The organism is Oscillospiraceae bacterium (assembly GCA_035353335.1).
GTDB lineage: Bacteria > Bacillota > Clostridia > Oscillospirales > JAKOTC01 > DAOPZJ01.
Genome location: DAOPZJ010000061.1, coordinates 1 through 15,576 on the forward strand (window position 1 = coordinate 1; position 15,576 = coordinate 15,576).

Below are 15,576 nucleotides of genomic sequence, written 5' to 3' on the forward strand. Positions count from 1 at the left end.
ATCTTGACCTCGTTTACAGCTTACTACTCCTCGCTGTTCTAGTCAAGACCCTTAATAATTTAAAAATAAGCAGAATGATTATGTCATTATACGAGGATCATAAGAAAACCAAACCCATAATCGAAGCGATCATTCCCGAATTTTTTTCCGGCGATAAATGAAGCTCGCCTTGAGTTTCGTCGCCTACTTGCGTTCGAATAATTTATCACCTATTTGAGCTTTCGTGAATACATGGAAAGCATCTTACAAAAGCAAGGGTGTTTGCTATGTAAATTAAGAGAGGGCTATTTGAGCGTCCGTCCTTATGTTGACAACACAATAGCATTTGAGGATTTTGCCGTAAAAGAAAACATACGGGATATTGCTTCGGACAATTTAGCTTTTTGCATGCGTTGTCATATCTTTACCTGTGCTCCGAAATGCGGAAAAAGTGAAGATGAATTTTTCGGAGTGAAAAAGACGTCTTCGGGCAAGGAATTCGATAATACTTGCTGCGGCGGCGGAGACACACATTTCAATGACCCCGGTGAAGCCGAGATCGATTGTATCAAAAAATTAATCGAATTCAAGCGGCAGATCATTGACGGAATTCGATTATTTTATATGAACGCAAAAAAGCGGGGATGATATCCTCGCTTTTTTATTAATCTAGATGATATTTTCGGCATTGAGTTTCTCGGTGATCTTTTCGCTGATCTTCGTGCTGTGTTCGTCCAGCGCCATATCACAGATCAAATCGGTGTTGCGCGGGTCCCCCAGCCATACCGTGAGCACCGGCTTTCCTGAACAAACCAATTGAATGGTCTCGACATCGTATTCGCTGAGCTCTGTGGCGGTCACGACCAAAATCAATCCCGCGTCTGTCAAAATATTGGCGGTCTCGGCGAGACGGCGGATGTGCTCGGAACCGCGTTTTTCGCGGTTTTGCGGATCAAGGTCGGCGTTCATGCCGTACAAAACGCTGCCGATGCCGAGATAATAGGCATTCTTTCCGCTGTCGAACAGGGATTTTTCAAGCGCCTTTGCAGGATGCTTTTTATCGGTATGTTCCGCACCCGTGATCAAAACGATAGCCGGTTTTTGCCCGAAACGCTGCCGGCGTTCTTCGATGCTCACCGCGCTCTTTTCCCACTTGATATCGCGCAGTTCGAGCTTACGTTTGGTGCCCAGATGGCGGCTTTGAACGGTGTCGGTAAAGATACCTCCGCCCGAAATTTCATAATCGTCGACGATGACAAAACGGCCTGTGACCGCCAATTCTCCCACATTGTCGAACGCGACGAGCCGGTCGGTCGAGAGGATGCACTCGGCGACGTCGTATTTGTCGACGCGGTCTTTTTTATTTCGCTGCAGCGTCGAGGCGTCCATGACGCTTAAAATCTCCTCGAGGCGGCATTCGACTTTCGCCGAACCGGTTTTGAGGTAATAGGATTTACCGTCTATCATCGGCGCATTTCCCAGCCAAAAGATATTGACTTTCAAGAGGTTGCCGACAAGCGGCGCGGGTTCGTCGGCTCTGGTGCAGAGCTCACCCCGGCGGATATAGACCTGCTCGTTCATCGTAAATCCGGTAGCAAATCCTGCTTCGGCGATGCCGTTTTCCTCGTCGGGTCTCATCGACTCGATGCGTTTGACGGTCGTCTTTTTACCGCTCGGGTAAAAGACCAATTCATCGCCCGCAGTGAGCTTTCCGGTCTCAACGGTACCCGCGATAATGCGACGGTCATCACCTTCGCCGGTGAATTTATAGACATCCTGCACCGGCATGCGGAACGGCAGTGAGAGCGGCGGCGCAGACGCGATGAACTGATCGAGTGTCTCCAATACGGTAGACCCTTCATACCAAAGCATATTTTGCTTGCCCGACAGAGCGATATTATCGCCCTGCATGCCGCTGACGGGGATATAACCTGCGGGCGTGATACCGATCTGAGCCAAAAATTCGCCGTATTCCTGTTTGACCTGTTCAAAGACCGTACGGTCGTAATTGACAAGGTCCATTTTATTAATGAGTACGCAAACCTGACGGATACCGAGCATCGAAAGCATATAACCGTGTCGGCGGGAGTTCTCCTGAACCCCCTCGGCGGCGTCGATGACGAGCAGCGCGGCGTCGGCTCTCGATGCTCCCGTGATCATATTTTTCAAAAATTCGATGTGCCCTGGCGCGTCGATGACGATGTACTTGCGCTTTTCGGTATTGAAAAAGCAGCGCGCCGTGTCGATCGTGATGCCCTGCGAACGCTCGTCCTTGAGCGCGTCGAGTAAAAACGCGTATTCAAACGGCTTTGCGTTGCGGCGGCACATCTCTTTGATCTGTTCCAGTTTGCCCTCGGGCAGCGAGCCGGTGTCGGCGAGCAGGCGGCCGATTACGGTGCTTTTGCCGTGGTCGACGTGCCCGACGATGACAATATTCATAAGTTCGTCTTTTGACATAAAAAGCTCCATTTAAAATAATATAAGAAAAAGGCGGACATTCATAAAGAGAGTATTACTTTTAAGAGGTGCCTTTTTCAGTGTGATAAATTCCTCGGAATTTATCACATATATCCGTCTTTGCGCAGTTCTTCGAGGCCGCCGCCGTCTTCCTTGTCCTGTTCGCGCCCGCTGCGCTCTGCGATGTTGGCGAACTTTCCTGTTTTGAGTTCGTCGATAATCTCGTCGAGGTTTTTCGCCGTAGACTCCACCGGTTTGGTGCAGGGCCAGCATCCTAGCGAACGATAACGCTTCCCTTCACCCTGATCGAAATAGAGCGAAACCACCGGCACGTTTTCGCGGCGGATATATTCCCAAATGTTTAACTCGGTCCAATCCAGCAGCGGGTGAACCCGAATATGCGTACCCGGTTTAAAATCGGTTTTATATTGTCCCCAGAACTCCGGCGGTTGATCGCCGATGTCCCAGTCGTTGTGCTTGTCACGCGGGGAAAAATAGCGCTCCTTTGATCGGCTGCCCTCTTCATCGGCTCTGACCCCGACAATCACGCCGGTGTACGGCTCGGTGTTGCCGTCGATTTCGTATTTTCCAAGTTTATGGTTCATCCGGTAACGCGGCCAATCGCCCGCGAGGGTGTGCGCAAGCGCCTCGGTTTTAAGGGCTTTGCAGCATTCGATGCGGGTGCAGTTGCCGTCCGGGAAGGTATGTTTCGATGCCAGCGCTACAGCATTTTCACCGTAGATCATATCGAGATTCCATGATAACGCAAGCCGATCGCGATAAGTTATCATCTCGGGGATTTTATAATGGGTGTCGATGTGGACGAGCGGGAAAGGGACGTGTCCGTAAAACGCCTTGCGCGCGAGACACAACAGCACTGTGCTGTCTTTTCCGATCGACCATAACATACATAACGACTTAAATTGGCTGTAGGCCTCCCGGATGATGTGAATGCTCTTTGCTTCGAGCCGGTCAAGATGGTCCATGAAAAATGATCTCCTAAATTGTTTTTCGAATAAGTTCAAGCACTTTTTCGGCGCAATCCTCAACACTCATTCTTTCGGTATCGAGTATCAAATCTGGTTTTTCGGGAATTTCATAAGGGGAGTCGATGCCCGTAAAACCGGTGAGCTCGCCGCGCCTTGCTTTGGCATATAGTCCTTTCGGGTCGCGTTTTTCGCAGTCCTCGATGCTTGTATTCACATATACGAGCAAAAATTGCTTGCAGCGGCTCTTGGCAAAATCCCGCATTTTAACAAACGGCGAGATGGCGCTGACAAGCGCAATCACTCCGGCATCTTCAAACAGTGCCGCAACTTCTGCTGCACGACGAATATTTTCGTCTCGGTCGGCATCGGAAAAGCCGAGATCGCCGCAGAGTCCATGACGCAGATTGTCTCCGTCGAGCAAATAGGCGCATAACCCTTCGTCGACCAATCGCTTTTCAACCAGTGACGCGACGGTGGATTTGCCGCTGCCCGAGAGCCCCGTAAACCAGACGACCGCGCCTTTGTGCCCGTTCGCCTTGATTCTGTCGGGTTCGCCGGTCAGCCGCTTCTGCCAAACCACGTTTTCACTCACTGTAAGACCACCCTTTCGCCCTTCGAAAGTGACTTGTTTTATTTTAAAGCTTTATCATGAATTAGTCAACAAGTGAAGCCACTTACCGCTTATTCATATTTTATTTTCAAGTGACTTCACTATAACTTGCAAAAACACACTTCGTGTTGTAAAATGTCGAGTGGGAGCCGGCTTTGATTTCCGGCTCCGTTTACAGAAAAGTCAACCTGTGAAAGGATACAACATCAATTATGATGGTTACAGTGATCGGCAGAGGTCATTCGGGTACGCGGGCTATCTCGCACACGCTCTCGCAGAGCGGTGTTTTTATGGGCGAACCGCTCAACGTCTCGGGAGACTTGCTTCCGCCGGAAGATATGTATAATGCCTGCCGTGAGATGGCTAAATACGTCCGTTTCGAGGGCGGTTTGAAATGGGATTTTTCCAAGGTCACGGCCATGGAGCCGACCGATGAATTTAAGCGTCTGATCTCTAATTATCTGAAATCGGTCTTTGCCAGCGATAATCCCAATAAGGGTTGGAAAATACCTGAGACAACTTTGGTCTATCCCTGGATTATCAAGATGTTTCCTGACATCAAATATATCCACTGGGTGCGCGACCCGCGCGACTGCATTTTGGGAAGCCACCTGACCGACGATCTCAACGATTTCGGAATCCAATACGACAAAACCGACAACATCCGCCGAAACCGTGCCATCAGTTGGTTCTATCAGCGCGAGCTGGTTCGTGCGACCCCGAAGCCGCAAAACACCATTTCGATCCGGTTTGAGGATATGATCTTTGAGCAGGCAGAGACCATTTGCCGCATGGAACGTTTTCTCGGTGTAAAACTGATTAAAATTCCGATGAGAACCGATTCGGTCGGGCGTTATTTGCATGATGACGACGTACACATGTTTGATTTTTTCCGTGAGGACATGCTTGAATGCGGTTATGAACTTGAGAAAGGCGTATGAAACAGCAAAAATCAGCATTTGTCATTTTTCTTTTGCTCAGCATGTGTCTTACAGCTCTCGGCTGTGAGCAGATTCGATTTTTAATCAATGATCCGTCTTCCGCACCGTCTGTCACAACGCCTAGGGAGACCTCATCGAAAGCAACAGACAGTTTCGGGGCAAGTTCGGTGGAGCCGTCCTCACAAGCATCTTTGATTGCTTCTTCCGAAGTTTCATCACAAGCTGCCTCTTCCCGTTCGACCACAGTCTATGTGACCGTTACCGAGGGCATGACGATGGCGGACGTTTTCAAACTGCTTGAGGAAAACGGCGTCTGCAAAGCAAGCAAGCTCTGGAAGACCGCCTCTTCTTACGACTACACGTATTATCCGCTTGTGGATGCGATTCCGCTGAACGAACACCGCTGCTTCCTGCTCGAGGGCTATCTGTTTCCCGACACCTACGAGTTTTATTTCGGTATGAAACCCGAAGACGCGATCGGCCGGTTTTTACGTAACGCCGAAGCCAAGTGGACCGATGAAATGCGCAGACAGGCGGTCGACTCGGGCTATACCGTTGACCGGATTCTGACCATCGCCTCGATTATTGAAAAAGAATGCGGTGTCAAGAGCGAGATGCGCCATGTCTCGTCGGTATTACATAACCGCCTTTCCTCCGGTATGAAATTGCAATGCGACGTCACGATCAACTATGTTGAATACGAAATCAAACCGTTTATCACCGGCGATATCAACCGCTATAACGAATTTTACAATACCTATAAATGCTCCGCGCTGCCCGCGGGTCCGATCTGCAGCCCGGGTATGAATGCCATCAAAGCGGCGCTCGATCCGCTCGATACCGATGATCTCTATTTCGCAGCCAATAAGGATGGCGTTTACGCCTATGCCGAGACCTTTGAACAGCACCAAAAGAATCTTGCCGACTTGGGGATCTGAGCCGGCTTTTTCTGTAAAACAAGTAAATTAAAGGGGAATTTTTATGGCCGACAAGAAAAAGTGTTTTGTTATCTCCCATACGCATTGGGACAGAGAGTGGTATGAGACTTTTCAAGGTTATCGGTTCCGGCTCGTGCGCATGTTCGATGAGCTGCTCGAGGTCTTGGAACAAAATCCCGACTACAAAGTGTTTCACACCGACGGCCAGACCATTGTGCTCGAGGACTATTTGGAGATCCGTCCCGAGAACAGAGATCGCATGCAAAAATTGATCGATGCGGGAAAGTTGATCATCGGCCCGTGGTATGTCATGCCTGACGAATTTTTGATCTCAGGCGAGTCGCTGGTGCGCAATCTGCAAAAGGGCAATGACATTTGTAAAGAATACAATGCCGAGCCGATGAAGACCGGTTATGTCATCGACATCTTCGGCCACAACGCCCAATTCCCGCAGCTTTTAAAGGGCTTCGGTTTCGAGTCTGCTGTGGTTTATCGCGGCATCGGTGATTTCCCGAAAGACGCTTTTACCTGGATAGGCGCAGACGGCAGCGAGATTACCGCATTCAAGCTTGATATCGACCGCACCTACAGCAATTTCTATTTCTCAATCCGCTGGCCGTTCGAGGGCAGGGAATATGAGAATAACGAGTTATTTGAACGCACAAGGGCGATGCTCGACCGCTCTGATAAAGCCGCCACTTGTTCCAGTTATCTGATGATGGACGGGTGCGACCATATCGACACCGAACCGCGCCTGCCGGAAATTTTGAAAAAGCTCAACGAGCATTTCCCGGATTACGAGTTCATCCATACTTCATTCGGAGAGTTCGAAAATAGTTTTAAAGCCGAAAACCCCAAACTGCAAAAGATCACGGGCCCGCTCTATCATATCGGGCAAAAGGGTCTTAACAATATCGTACTCAAGAACGTGCTGTCCTCAATGGCGCATTTAAAGCAGATGAATTCCGCCTGCGAAAACCTGCTGACCGCATGGGCGGAACCGTTTGACTTTGCGGCTTCAATGATCGACAGCCCGCGCACGGACTTTTACATCCGCCACTCGCTGCCGCGCTCCGGCTTTTTTAAACAGGCGTGGAAAATCCTTTTGCAAAACCACCCCCATGACTCAATCTGCGGCTGTTCAATTTCCGATGTTCACGAGGACAACGTCAACCGTTTCAAGCAGGTGCTTCGCATCGGCGAACGCACCACGACTGATGCGCTCGAACAGATCGCCGAAAATATCAACACTTCGTCGCTGCCGGGTGAGACCTTCTTCACGGTCTTCAACCCCGCACAAAATCCTACTTCGGGAGTTACGGTTTTCACGCTGGTCTTGCCGAAGGGTAATTATAAAAACTTTAAACTTTTCGATGCAAACGGAGCCGAAATTCCTTATCAAATTTTCTTGGTTGGCGGCACCTATCCGGTGCCCGTCGCCCCCATTCATAAACTGATCAATTTTGAGGAAAAAGAAAAAGTCACGGTCGTCGCTTCCCTGAGCATTCCGGCGGGCGGTTATACCACGCTCTCAGTCAAATACTACCATTACGAAATGCCCAAAGACGGACAGTATAATTCCGAAAAGCCCGACGCCTCGCGGTACGGCGGCACGATGCGAATTACCCGCAATAGTTGGGACAACGGCGTGCTGATCGTCGCGTTCGAAAACGGCGGGCTCAAAGTGACCGATAAAAAGACCGGAAAGATTTATCAAAACCTGCTGACTTTCGAGGACTGCGGCGACGTCGGCGACGGTTGGAACTATGTCAAGCCGACCGGCGATTCGGAGTTTTCGACTTTCGGCAGCTGCTCAGGTTTTGCCGTACTCTCCGACGGACCGTTTGCCGCAGTGCTGGAACTTACCCACAAACTCGAACTGCCCGAAAGCTATAATCCGACCGATAAAACTCGTGCCTGTGACCGAAAGACGTTCGAACTGCGTACGACCGTTACAATTTTAAAAGGCGCGGAGACCATCTCGTTCAAGACTACAGTTGAAAACGATATCGAAGATCACCGCCTGCGGGTGCTGTTCCCGACAGGATTTGACAGCAAAGAATTTTATACCCAAACGCCTTTTGACATGCAGAAGTGGGATGTGAAAAAGGCAAACAACGACAAATCCGGCGAGATCGAGACCAACGTCAACCCGACACAAGGTACGGTCTTTATCAAAGACGGTAAAAACGCCTTCGCGCTTTATACCAAGGGCCTTTATGAAGTCGAGGTTGCCGAGTCCGACCGCACCGTCGCGCTGACGCTGTTCCGCGCGTTCCCGAACGAGGTCGCGCAGCCGAAAGCTACGATGGGTCAAATGCAGACCGAGATGACTTTCGAATACGCCGCAGCTTTCTCAAGCGCCCTTACCCCCGAAAACGCCTTGCAAAACAGCATTGCGTATAAATCGGGATTGCGCACTTTCGAAACCGGCTGCCATACAGGTAATTTGAAATCCGAACAATCCTTCTTTGCGCTTGACAGCGCAAACAGCGTGGTTTCGGCGTTACAGCTTAAACCAGAAAACTGCGGCGTACTTCGCATATTCAACCCGGGAGAACAGACCGACAAAGCCGTTTTCTCGCTGGCCAAACCGGTTGTAAAAGCCGCCGAGACGGATTTCCCGGGGAATGTGAAGAGTGCGCTGACCGTCAAAGACGGAAGAGTTTTACTGTCGCTCAAACCGCACGAAATCAAGACAGTGGAATTCATGTTTTAAGAAGGTATTCACATGAATAAAACCATTAAAGGTTTTTTGGACTAGGCCGCCAATATCAAGCCGACCGCACGGCAGCTTGCATGGTTCAACACCGGTTTTTATGCTTTTGTGCATTTCTCGCCGAATACCTACACCGATCTCGAATGGGGTCACGGCGACGAAGACCCGGCGATTTTCAATCCGACCGACCTTGACTGCGACAGCTGGGTCGAAGCTGTCAAGGCCGCCGGGATGAAAGGGCTGATTCTGACTGCCAAGCACCATGACGGATTTTGCCTGTGGCAAACCAGTACTACCCTGCACAGCATGAAGAGCAGCCCGTTCAAAGGCGGGAAAGGCGATATCGTCAGGGAGGCCGCCGATGCCTGCAAGCGAGGCGGCATCAAATTCGGCTTCTATCTTTCTCCGTGGGATCGCAACTGCCCGTTCTATGGCACCCCGGCTTATAACGATTTTTACAAAGCCCAGCTGATTGAATTATTGACCGGTTACGGTGACATCTTTGAGGTCTGGTTCGACGGCGCGTGCGGGGAAGGCCTTAACGGCAAAAAACAGGAATATGATTTCGAGGGATTTATTAAGATAATCCGCAAATACCAACCGAACGCCGTGATCTTCAATGACCGCGGGCCCGATGTGCGTTACTGCGGCAACGAGGCCGGAAAAGGCCGTCATGCCGAGTGGGCGATCGTCCCGTATGAACTCTGCGACCGCGAGCAAACAACTCCGACCGGAGATTCGGCCATCCCCGGGACGTTGGATTATTTACGCAGCGAGATTCAAGACCTTGGTGGACTTGAAACGATTTTATACAGCAAGAAGCTCGTCTTCGCCGGCGCAGAAATCGATACCTCAATCCGCAAGGGTTGGTTTTATCACTCATATGAGGAACCTCATTCACTCGAAAAGTTGTTTGAGATCTACCTCTCTTCGGTCGGTTCGAACGCCTGTTTAAATCTCAATATCCCACCGATGCCGACCGGCAGATTTGACCCGCGTGATATCGCCCGTCTAAAAGAACTCGGTGACCGGATTAAAATGGAATTCGGCAGCGATGTCACCGGCAAAGCAAAGATCGAATACATCTTTTTAAACCCGGATAAAACGCAGTTGCAAATCGATATCGCTTACAAAGAACCGCTGCGCCCTAAATATTTTGTCCTTTCCGAGGACATCTCAAAAGGCCAGCGCGTCGGCAGTTTCATCATTACCGATGAGTGTTGGGACGGCAAATACCGCAATTTCTATGACGGGACCTGCATCGGCAACCGAAAAATCTGCGCTTTTTCCGACAGCCGTTGTGTAAACTGCACCCAACCCAAAGACAAATTCCGCATTACAATCACTGCGGCACGCGGCGAGATCTTTTTAAAAGATTTGAAAATCTTCGCTTAGGAGATTACCTGCATCATGATATTGCCCCGGACGAAACTCGGAAAAGTCATCTTATGCGGCCTGTTCGCCGCAATTTTATGCATTCTTGCCATCATCACTATCCCGATCGGGCAGGTGCCGATCACCATGGCGCTGCTCGGCGTCTTTATGACTGCGGCCATACTGCCGCCCTTTTCGGCAACTGCTTCCGTACTCGTATATATTTTAATCGGAGCAATCGGCATACCGGTTTACTCAGGCTTCGGCGCGGGTGTCGGCGTGCTTTTGGGCGCGACCGGCGGCTATTTAATGGCCTATCCGGTGATGGCACTTGCGGTTTCTGGATTTTTGAAACTGTTTAAAAACCGCTGGTATGGCTACTGGCTCGGCGCTGTCGCTGCGCTCCTGCTCTGTTACGGATTTGGGACGCTCTGGTTTTGCAAAGTGACCGGTACTGGATTTACGGCTGCTCTGGCTGTCTGCGTATTTCCGTTTATTCCGTTTGATATCGTCAAAGCGGCGGCTGCGTTTGGCGTAAAAGCAGCTTTGATAAAAACAATCAAATAACTGTAATAACGAACGATTCTGAATAAAAATACACCATTTAAGAATATTTTGTTTTTTTCTTGCATTTTAAAAAAATGTGGTGTATAATGCGGACATACTTTTTTTGGGGGAATTGCTCATGCCGGAAATCAAGAGTCCGTATCTTACTAAGGTGTACGCAGATGTGTGCCGCCGCAATGCGGGAGAAGCCGAATTTCTACAGGCAGTCAAAGAAGTTTTAGAATCATTGGAACCGGTGGTAACCGCAAAACCGGAGCTTGAAAAATTCGGAATCATCGAGCGCATTACCGAACCCGAGCGCTTTATCCAATTCCGGGTGACCTGGGTCGGCGACGACGGTAAAGTCAACGTCAATCGCGGTTATCGCGTACAGTTCAATTCAGCAATCGGACCGTATAAAGGCGGTCTGCGGCTGCATCCCTCCGTGTGCGCAAGCATTATTAAATTTCTCGGTTTTGAGCAAATACTCAAAAACAGCTTAACCGGGCTTCCGATGGGCGGCGGCAAAGGCGGCTCTGATTTCGACCCCAAGGGCAAATCCGACGGCGAAATCATGCGGTTCTGCCAGTCGTTTATGACGGAACTCAGTAAACATATCGGTGCGGACTGTGACGTTCCGGCCGGCGATATCGGTGTGGGCGGCAGAGAAATCGGTTTCTTGTTCGGACAGTATAAAAAGCTCAGAAACGAATTCACCGGCGTTTTGACAGGCAAAGGACTTTCCTACGGCGGCTCGCTCGCGCGCAAAGAAGCCACAGGTTACGGCCTGTGCTATCTGACCGCCGAAATGTTGAAAGTTATGAAAAAAGAGTCGTTTAAAGGCAAAAATGTGGTCGTTTCCGGCTCTGGCAACGTTGCCCTTTACGCTTTGCAGAAGACTAATCAACTGGGCGGAAAAGTCGTAGCGATGTCCGATTCCAACGGATATATCTATGACCCGAACGGTATTCAATTCGAGATCATCCGCGCTCTGAAAGAGGATAAGCGCGAGCGTATTTCGGAATATGTAAAACAGGTTCCGACGGCTAAATATGTCGACGGCTGCAACGGGATTTGGTCTGTAGCATGCGATATCGCACTGCCCTCCGCGACACAAAACGAAATCGATGAGGACAGCGCCAAAACATTGATCAAGAACGGCGTTATCGCCGTGGCCGAGGGCGCCAATATGCCCAGCACGCCCGAAGCAATCGAATTGTTCCTAAAGAACGGTGTCCTGTTTGCGCCCGCCAAAGCAGCCAATGCCGGCGGCGTCGCAGTCTCCGGACTTGAAATGAGCCAAAACAGCATTCGCCTGTCCTGGACTTTCGAAGAAGTGGACGAAAAGCTGCACGGCATCATGGTATCGATTTTCCATAACGCCTATCAGGCCGCCGAAAAATATGGCATGAAGGGCAACCTGGTCGCCGGCGCCAACATCGCGGGTTTTGAAAAAGTCGCCGATGCAATGATTGCACAGGGAATCATTTAATTATCTTATCTAACAGCAAAAGAGGCAGTTCATCGCGCATGAGATTCAAGTTAATGACTTATAACATCCAGCACGGGCTGCGCCATCTCAAGGGCGGTATCGACCTTGGGATGGTCGCAGACGTGATTCGGAAATTCGATCCCGATGTCGTCACACTCAACGAAGTGCGCGACAGCGGAGACGATCCCGAATATTTTCATCAAACCGAGCGGATCGCGAAACTGCTCGGCTGGCCGAATTATTATTTCGCACGGGCGATCACATTCCCGGACGGCGGCGATTACGGCAACGCCATTCTCTCCAAACTCCCGTTCAAATCCGTTCAAACGATTCTTATCCCCGATCCGCCGGTGAAGGACGAGGATAAATATTACGAGACCCGCTGTCTCTTGAAAGCCGAATTCGACGGCTTCATGGTGCTCGCAACCCATATGGGACTCGCCCGTGCCGAAGCCAAAAACGCCGTTTCGACCGTGCTCGCCAATACCGGAAAAGAACCGATTGTTTTGATGGGTGATTTCAACCTCGAACCCGATGATCCGATTCTGGCTCCGATTTACGCGGCATTCACTGATACTGCGACGATTTTAAAAGATAAAACATTAAAAAGCTGGCCGTCCGATGCCCCGCGTATTAAAATCGACTATATCTTCACTAAAAACGTAAAAAAAATCATTGGTGCGGATATTCCACAAATTCTCGCAACCGATCATTGCCCGCACTTGGCGGAAATCGAAATATAACATCAAAAAGAGCGGGCGCAATTGCGTCCGCTCTTTGCGATATTTGATTATTATCGCCGAAACGGAGTAACCTCCTCTGTTTTTACTTGACTGACCAGCGTTCCGGTTTCATCAAAAGCGTATTCATAGACATTGCATGCGCCGCCGATGGTGAACGACGAAGTCATCATTGAGAGGAAAGTATCTGTGATGCGCTCGACTTTCCAAATGAGCTGCCCCTTTTCATCCTTTGACAACTTGGAACCTATTGACCCTTCGACCGAGTAAAACTCACCGGGCACGCCGGTTTCGGGATCGCAAACGAGCAGCACCGCCGTGAAGTTCGCGCGCACTCGCTTGGTCAGCTCCTCATTGGAGATATCAAAATCTTCTTCTGCAAAGATCGGATTTAAAATCCCCGCGATGTCATATCTGCCCCCGGCAGTTTCTTCGCCTTCGCCGAGTTTCGGTACCGAATAAGCGCTCAGATAGATTTTTCCGTTGTAGTCGAACATATCGGTGATAAAATATTCCGAATCCTGTGCGCTGTAGGTGAACTTGTCGGTGAATGTTCCGTCGGATTCCACTTTCAACAGATATTGGCCATCCGTAGAACTCAACAGCTGTACCAAATATCCGTCACCGAGTTTGGCAGCGCCCATGATCCCGGAGGTTCCGACTTCTTTTTCGGTGTGCCGAATCACTTTGCCGCTGTAATCGTAGCGGATGACTTCAAGCACGTTTTTAGAGTACGCATAATACGAGGTTTGGTCATTGTTTTGACTAGTTTCGGTTATTGGCAAACGGGCATTTCCAAATACCGTGATGCCGCTGTCGTCACAGACCACTTTTTCATAAGATTCTCCTCCATTATTACCGTTATCGGCATGGATATCCCACAGAACCTGCCCGTTTTTATCAAGCAGAGCCAGTCGGCCGCTTGATATCTCATTGCGGAAAAAGCTCTCGCTCATTCCGAACAATACGATATAATCTCCGTAAACGGTATAATTCCTGATGGAAAAATCGGGGAGTTCCGCCTTCCAGAGCAGGGTATCGCCGTCGTATTTCCCGAATACAACCTTATCGGGCACATTCATCTCGAGTGATTTGTCGAATTTTTGGACATAGTTATACCTGTATTCGCCGGTGTCCAGCGGGATGTTATAGTAATTGCCATTGATGTTTTTATAATTCCAGAGCGCTTCAACATCTTCCGGTGTCGGCGCGTTTTGCGAGATTTGATAACCGGTAACGCTCTTTTCGATCACCTCTGCGGTCTTGTCGTAGGCGAATTTTCCGGTCGTGATGTCGCGGTAAACATTTTTAATCTCCCCGCGCGCAAGCCCCTCGGTCGAGAGATTGTTTTGGGCAAAGAATGTCAAGGCGGCATTATATTCTTTCACCTCCGCCGCGATTGCAAAAGCCGATGACCCTCCGCCGAGCAGCAGTACGGCAAGACAGGCGGCAAGTGCGGGTCTCAGCCGGAATTTCCGTACCGGTTTTGTTTTGCTTTCCAGCATCGCGATGGTTTTATCATTGAAATCTTCGCTTAATTTCACCGCTTGAATGGCATCGCGGTAGTTGTTATGCTTCATCTTCAAAACCTCCCAGTGATTGTTTCAAAAGTCCCCTTGCGCGCGCCAGCCGGGTGCCGACCGTCGCGGGGTTGGTGTCGAGTAGTTTTGCGATCTCCTCAATCGAATAACCCTCATAGTAATACAGGTGAATGGGCAGCCGGTATTTTTCCGCAAGCGCCATCACGGCTTCGAGTACTTGGCTCTGCTCCGGCGGTAAATACGCGGCTTCTTCTGTCAGTTCAAAACGGCTGCGAAACCAGCCCGTTTTGAGCATGTTGCGGCTTTTGTTGATTGTCACCCGCAGCAGCCAGGCCTTTTCGTGCTCAGCGCTTTCGAATTCGGGTGCCTTTTGCAGATAGGTCAAAAAGACGTCCTGCACGATGTCCTCGGCGCTGTGTACGGATTTGACATAAGTAAACGCAAGCCGCCGCAGATTGTCGGAATACCGGATGACCGCCTGTCTGACGCATTCAATGAGCTCATTTGAATGCATGTTGTCTCATCAACTCCTTTCACCCATAATACAACTCAGGATTGGAGTATTTTTCACCGGGAGGGATTTTTTATAAAAAAAGCCGCCAAATGGCGGCTCAGTGGTATAACAAAATTGTCATTCTGAGCGCAAGTCGAAGAATCTCGGACAGATAACAGTTTACGGGTGAATACTTAATCTCTCCGAACCAAAACACCCTTCATGAATTCGCTTTCGTTGTGGGTTTGATAGACAAGCGCTTTTTCTTCCTCATTGCAGCCGATCAGAATCTTGATCTCGCTGTCGCGTTTCATCAAATCGACGATGCACATGACGGCATCAATTTTACGCGCCGGATCGGTGCCGACCCAGACGTCAATCCCGCCGCCGTCCATCGAAAAAGTATTTTTCAGATAGCCGTAATCGACCGGATAGATAAAATCGAGATAGCGCGGGTGCGCCGAGCCTTTTGGACGGTCGATCACAATCTCCGACTGCCCGACCAACGTGTCAAGCGCCGCCCAAAACTCTGCGTTATTCATTTCAAACGCTTCTCGATGAATGCCAGAAACGCGTCGGCCTGTTCCTTTAAAAACGGCGCGCTGTCGGTCAGCTTCAAATTGCCGTTTTCATCCGCCTGCTTGGACACTCTCGGAATCGTCAGGCGCGGGTCATTCATCACGTCCATATCCAAAAAACTGATGAGTGTCACGAGGTGATCCTGAGCCGTGACCGTACCGCCCATGCCGAGCGACGC

General features: G+C 50.0%; 15 protein-coding genes. 8 read left to right on the forward strand and 7 right to left on the reverse strand.

Translation table 11 applies throughout. The features are described from left to right. Positions 1-288: 288 nt before the first annotated feature. A complete protein-coding gene (locus tag PKH29_10950; GenBank protein HNX15353.1) occupies positions 289-627 on the forward strand; it encodes a hypothetical protein in 339 nt (112 codons plus the stop codon). A 21-nt stretch (positions 628-648) separates the two neighbouring features. On the opposite strand, the gene PKH29_10955 is transcribed toward PKH29_10950, so the two are convergent. From PKH29_10955 to cysC, 3 genes are all read right to left on the reverse strand, one after another. Then, on the reverse strand, positions 649-2,436 hold the full coding sequence (locus PKH29_10955) for a GTP-binding protein (GenBank protein ID HNX15354.1): 1,788 nt from the start codon (positions 2,434-2,436) through the stop codon (positions 649-651). Between the two features lie 104 nt (positions 2,437-2,540). Then, positions 2,541-3,422, reverse strand: a complete 882-nt coding sequence (gene cysD / locus PKH29_10960) for a sulfate adenylyltransferase subunit CysD (GenBank protein HNX15355.1) — start codon at positions 3,420-3,422, stop codon at positions 2,541-2,543. Between the two features lie 13 nt (positions 3,423-3,435). Further along, positions 3,436-4,017: an adenylyl-sulfate kinase gene (gene cysC, locus PKH29_10965; protein ID HNX15356.1), complete on the reverse strand. Its 582-nt coding sequence runs from the start codon at positions 4,015-4,017 to the stop codon at positions 3,436-3,438. 230 nt (positions 4,018-4,247) lie between these two features. On the opposite strand from cysC, the gene PKH29_10970 reads away from it, so the two are divergent. The 7 genes from PKH29_10970 (at position 4,248) to PKH29_11000 (ending at position 12,788) form a co-directional block, all read left to right on the forward strand. After that, entirely contained in the window at positions 4,248-4,976 is a 729-nt protein-coding gene (locus tag PKH29_10970; GenBank protein ID HNX15357.1) for a sulfotransferase, read from the forward strand. Then, on the forward strand, positions 4,973-5,914 hold the full coding sequence (mltG, locus tag PKH29_10975) for an endolytic transglycosylase MltG (protein HNX15358.1): 942 nt from the start codon (positions 4,973-4,975) through the stop codon (positions 5,912-5,914). The genes PKH29_10970 and mltG overlap by 4 nt, the downstream gene beginning before the upstream one ends. A gap of 43 nt (positions 5,915-5,957) precedes the next feature. Then, positions 5,958-8,633, forward strand: coding sequence for a glycoside hydrolase family 38 C-terminal domain-containing protein (locus PKH29_10980; protein ID HNX15359.1), 2,676 nt, complete (start codon positions 5,958-5,960; stop codon positions 8,631-8,633). A 108-nt stretch (positions 8,634-8,741) separates the two neighbouring features. Continuing rightward, entirely contained in the window at positions 8,742-10,028 is a 1,287-nt protein-coding gene (locus PKH29_10985) for an alpha-L-fucosidase (GenBank protein HNX15360.1), read from the forward strand. A gap of 15 nt (positions 10,029-10,043) precedes the next feature. Further along, on the forward strand, positions 10,044-10,574 hold the full coding sequence (locus PKH29_10990) for a biotin transporter BioY (protein ID HNX15361.1): 531 nt from the start codon (positions 10,044-10,046) through the stop codon (positions 10,572-10,574). 118 nt (positions 10,575-10,692) lie between these two features. Continuing rightward, on the forward strand, positions 10,693-12,045 hold the full coding sequence (gene gdhA / locus PKH29_10995) for an NADP-specific glutamate dehydrogenase (GenBank protein HNX15362.1): 1,353 nt from the start codon (positions 10,693-10,695) through the stop codon (positions 12,043-12,045). 38 nt (positions 12,046-12,083) lie between these two features. Next, positions 12,084-12,788 carry an endonuclease/exonuclease/phosphatase family protein gene (locus tag PKH29_11000; protein HNX15363.1) on the forward strand — a complete coding sequence of 235 codons (705 nt, stop codon included), beginning with the start codon at positions 12,084-12,086 and terminating at the stop codon, positions 12,786-12,788. Positions 12,789-12,838: 50 nt separating this feature from the next. Here the strand turns inward: PKH29_11000 and PKH29_11005 are convergent, their stop codons facing one another. The 4 genes from PKH29_11005 to PKH29_11020 all read right to left on the reverse strand — a co-directional run. Beyond that, on the reverse strand, positions 12,839-14,365 hold the full coding sequence (locus PKH29_11005; GenBank protein HNX15364.1) for a hypothetical protein: 1,527 nt from the start codon (positions 14,363-14,365) through the stop codon (positions 12,839-12,841). Beyond that, positions 14,355-14,840 (reverse strand): sigma-70 family RNA polymerase sigma factor, encoded by a 486-nt coding sequence (locus PKH29_11010; protein HNX15365.1) that lies wholly within the window; start codon positions 14,838-14,840, stop codon positions 14,355-14,357. Before PKH29_11010 ends, PKH29_11005 begins: the two co-directional genes overlap by 11 nt. 173 nt (positions 14,841-15,013) lie before the next feature. Further along, entirely contained in the window at positions 15,014-15,361 is a 348-nt protein-coding gene (locus PKH29_11015) for an inorganic pyrophosphatase (GenBank protein HNX15366.1), read from the reverse strand. Beyond that, positions 15,358-15,576: NAD(P)H-dependent oxidoreductase (locus tag PKH29_11020; protein ID HNX15367.1), on the reverse strand; the 219-nt coding region annotated here is incomplete at its 5' end. The genes PKH29_11015 and PKH29_11020, both read right to left, overlap by 4 nt.

Coding starts and splice junctions, on each gene's coding strand:
- PKH29_10970 (HNX15357.1), top strand. CDS start 4,248: ATGATGGTTACAGTGATCGGCAGAGGTCATTCGGGTACGCGGGCTATC.
- PKH29_10990 (HNX15361.1), top strand. CDS start 10,044: ATGATATTGCCCCGGACGAAACTCGGAAAAGTCATCTTATGCGGCCTG.
- PKH29_10955 (HNX15354.1), bottom strand. CDS start 2,436: ATGTCAAAAGACGAACTTATGAATATTGTCATCGTCGGGCACGTCGAC.
- cysD (HNX15355.1), bottom strand. CDS start 3,422: ATGGACCATCTTGACCGGCTCGAAGCAAAGAGCATTCACATCATCCGG.
- gdhA (HNX15362.1), top strand. CDS start 10,693: ATGCCGGAAATCAAGAGTCCGTATCTTACTAAGGTGTACGCAGATGTG.
- mltG (HNX15358.1), top strand. CDS start 4,973: ATGAAACAGCAAAAATCAGCATTTGTCATTTTTCTTTTGCTCAGCATG.
- PKH29_11010 (HNX15365.1), bottom strand. CDS start 14,840: ATGCATTCAAATGAGCTCATTGAATGCGTCAGACAGGCGGTCATCCGG.
- PKH29_11015 (HNX15366.1), bottom strand. CDS start 15,361: ATGAATAACGCAGAGTTTTGGGCGGCGCTTGACACGTTGGTCGGGCAG.
- PKH29_11005 (HNX15364.1), bottom strand. CDS start 14,365: ATGAAGCATAACAACTACCGCGATGCCATTCAAGCGGTGAAATTAAGC.
- PKH29_11000 (HNX15363.1), top strand. CDS start 12,084: ATGAGATTCAAGTTAATGACTTATAACATCCAGCACGGGCTGCGCCAT.
- PKH29_10980 (HNX15359.1), top strand. CDS start 5,958: ATGGCCGACAAGAAAAAGTGTTTTGTTATCTCCCATACGCATTGGGAC.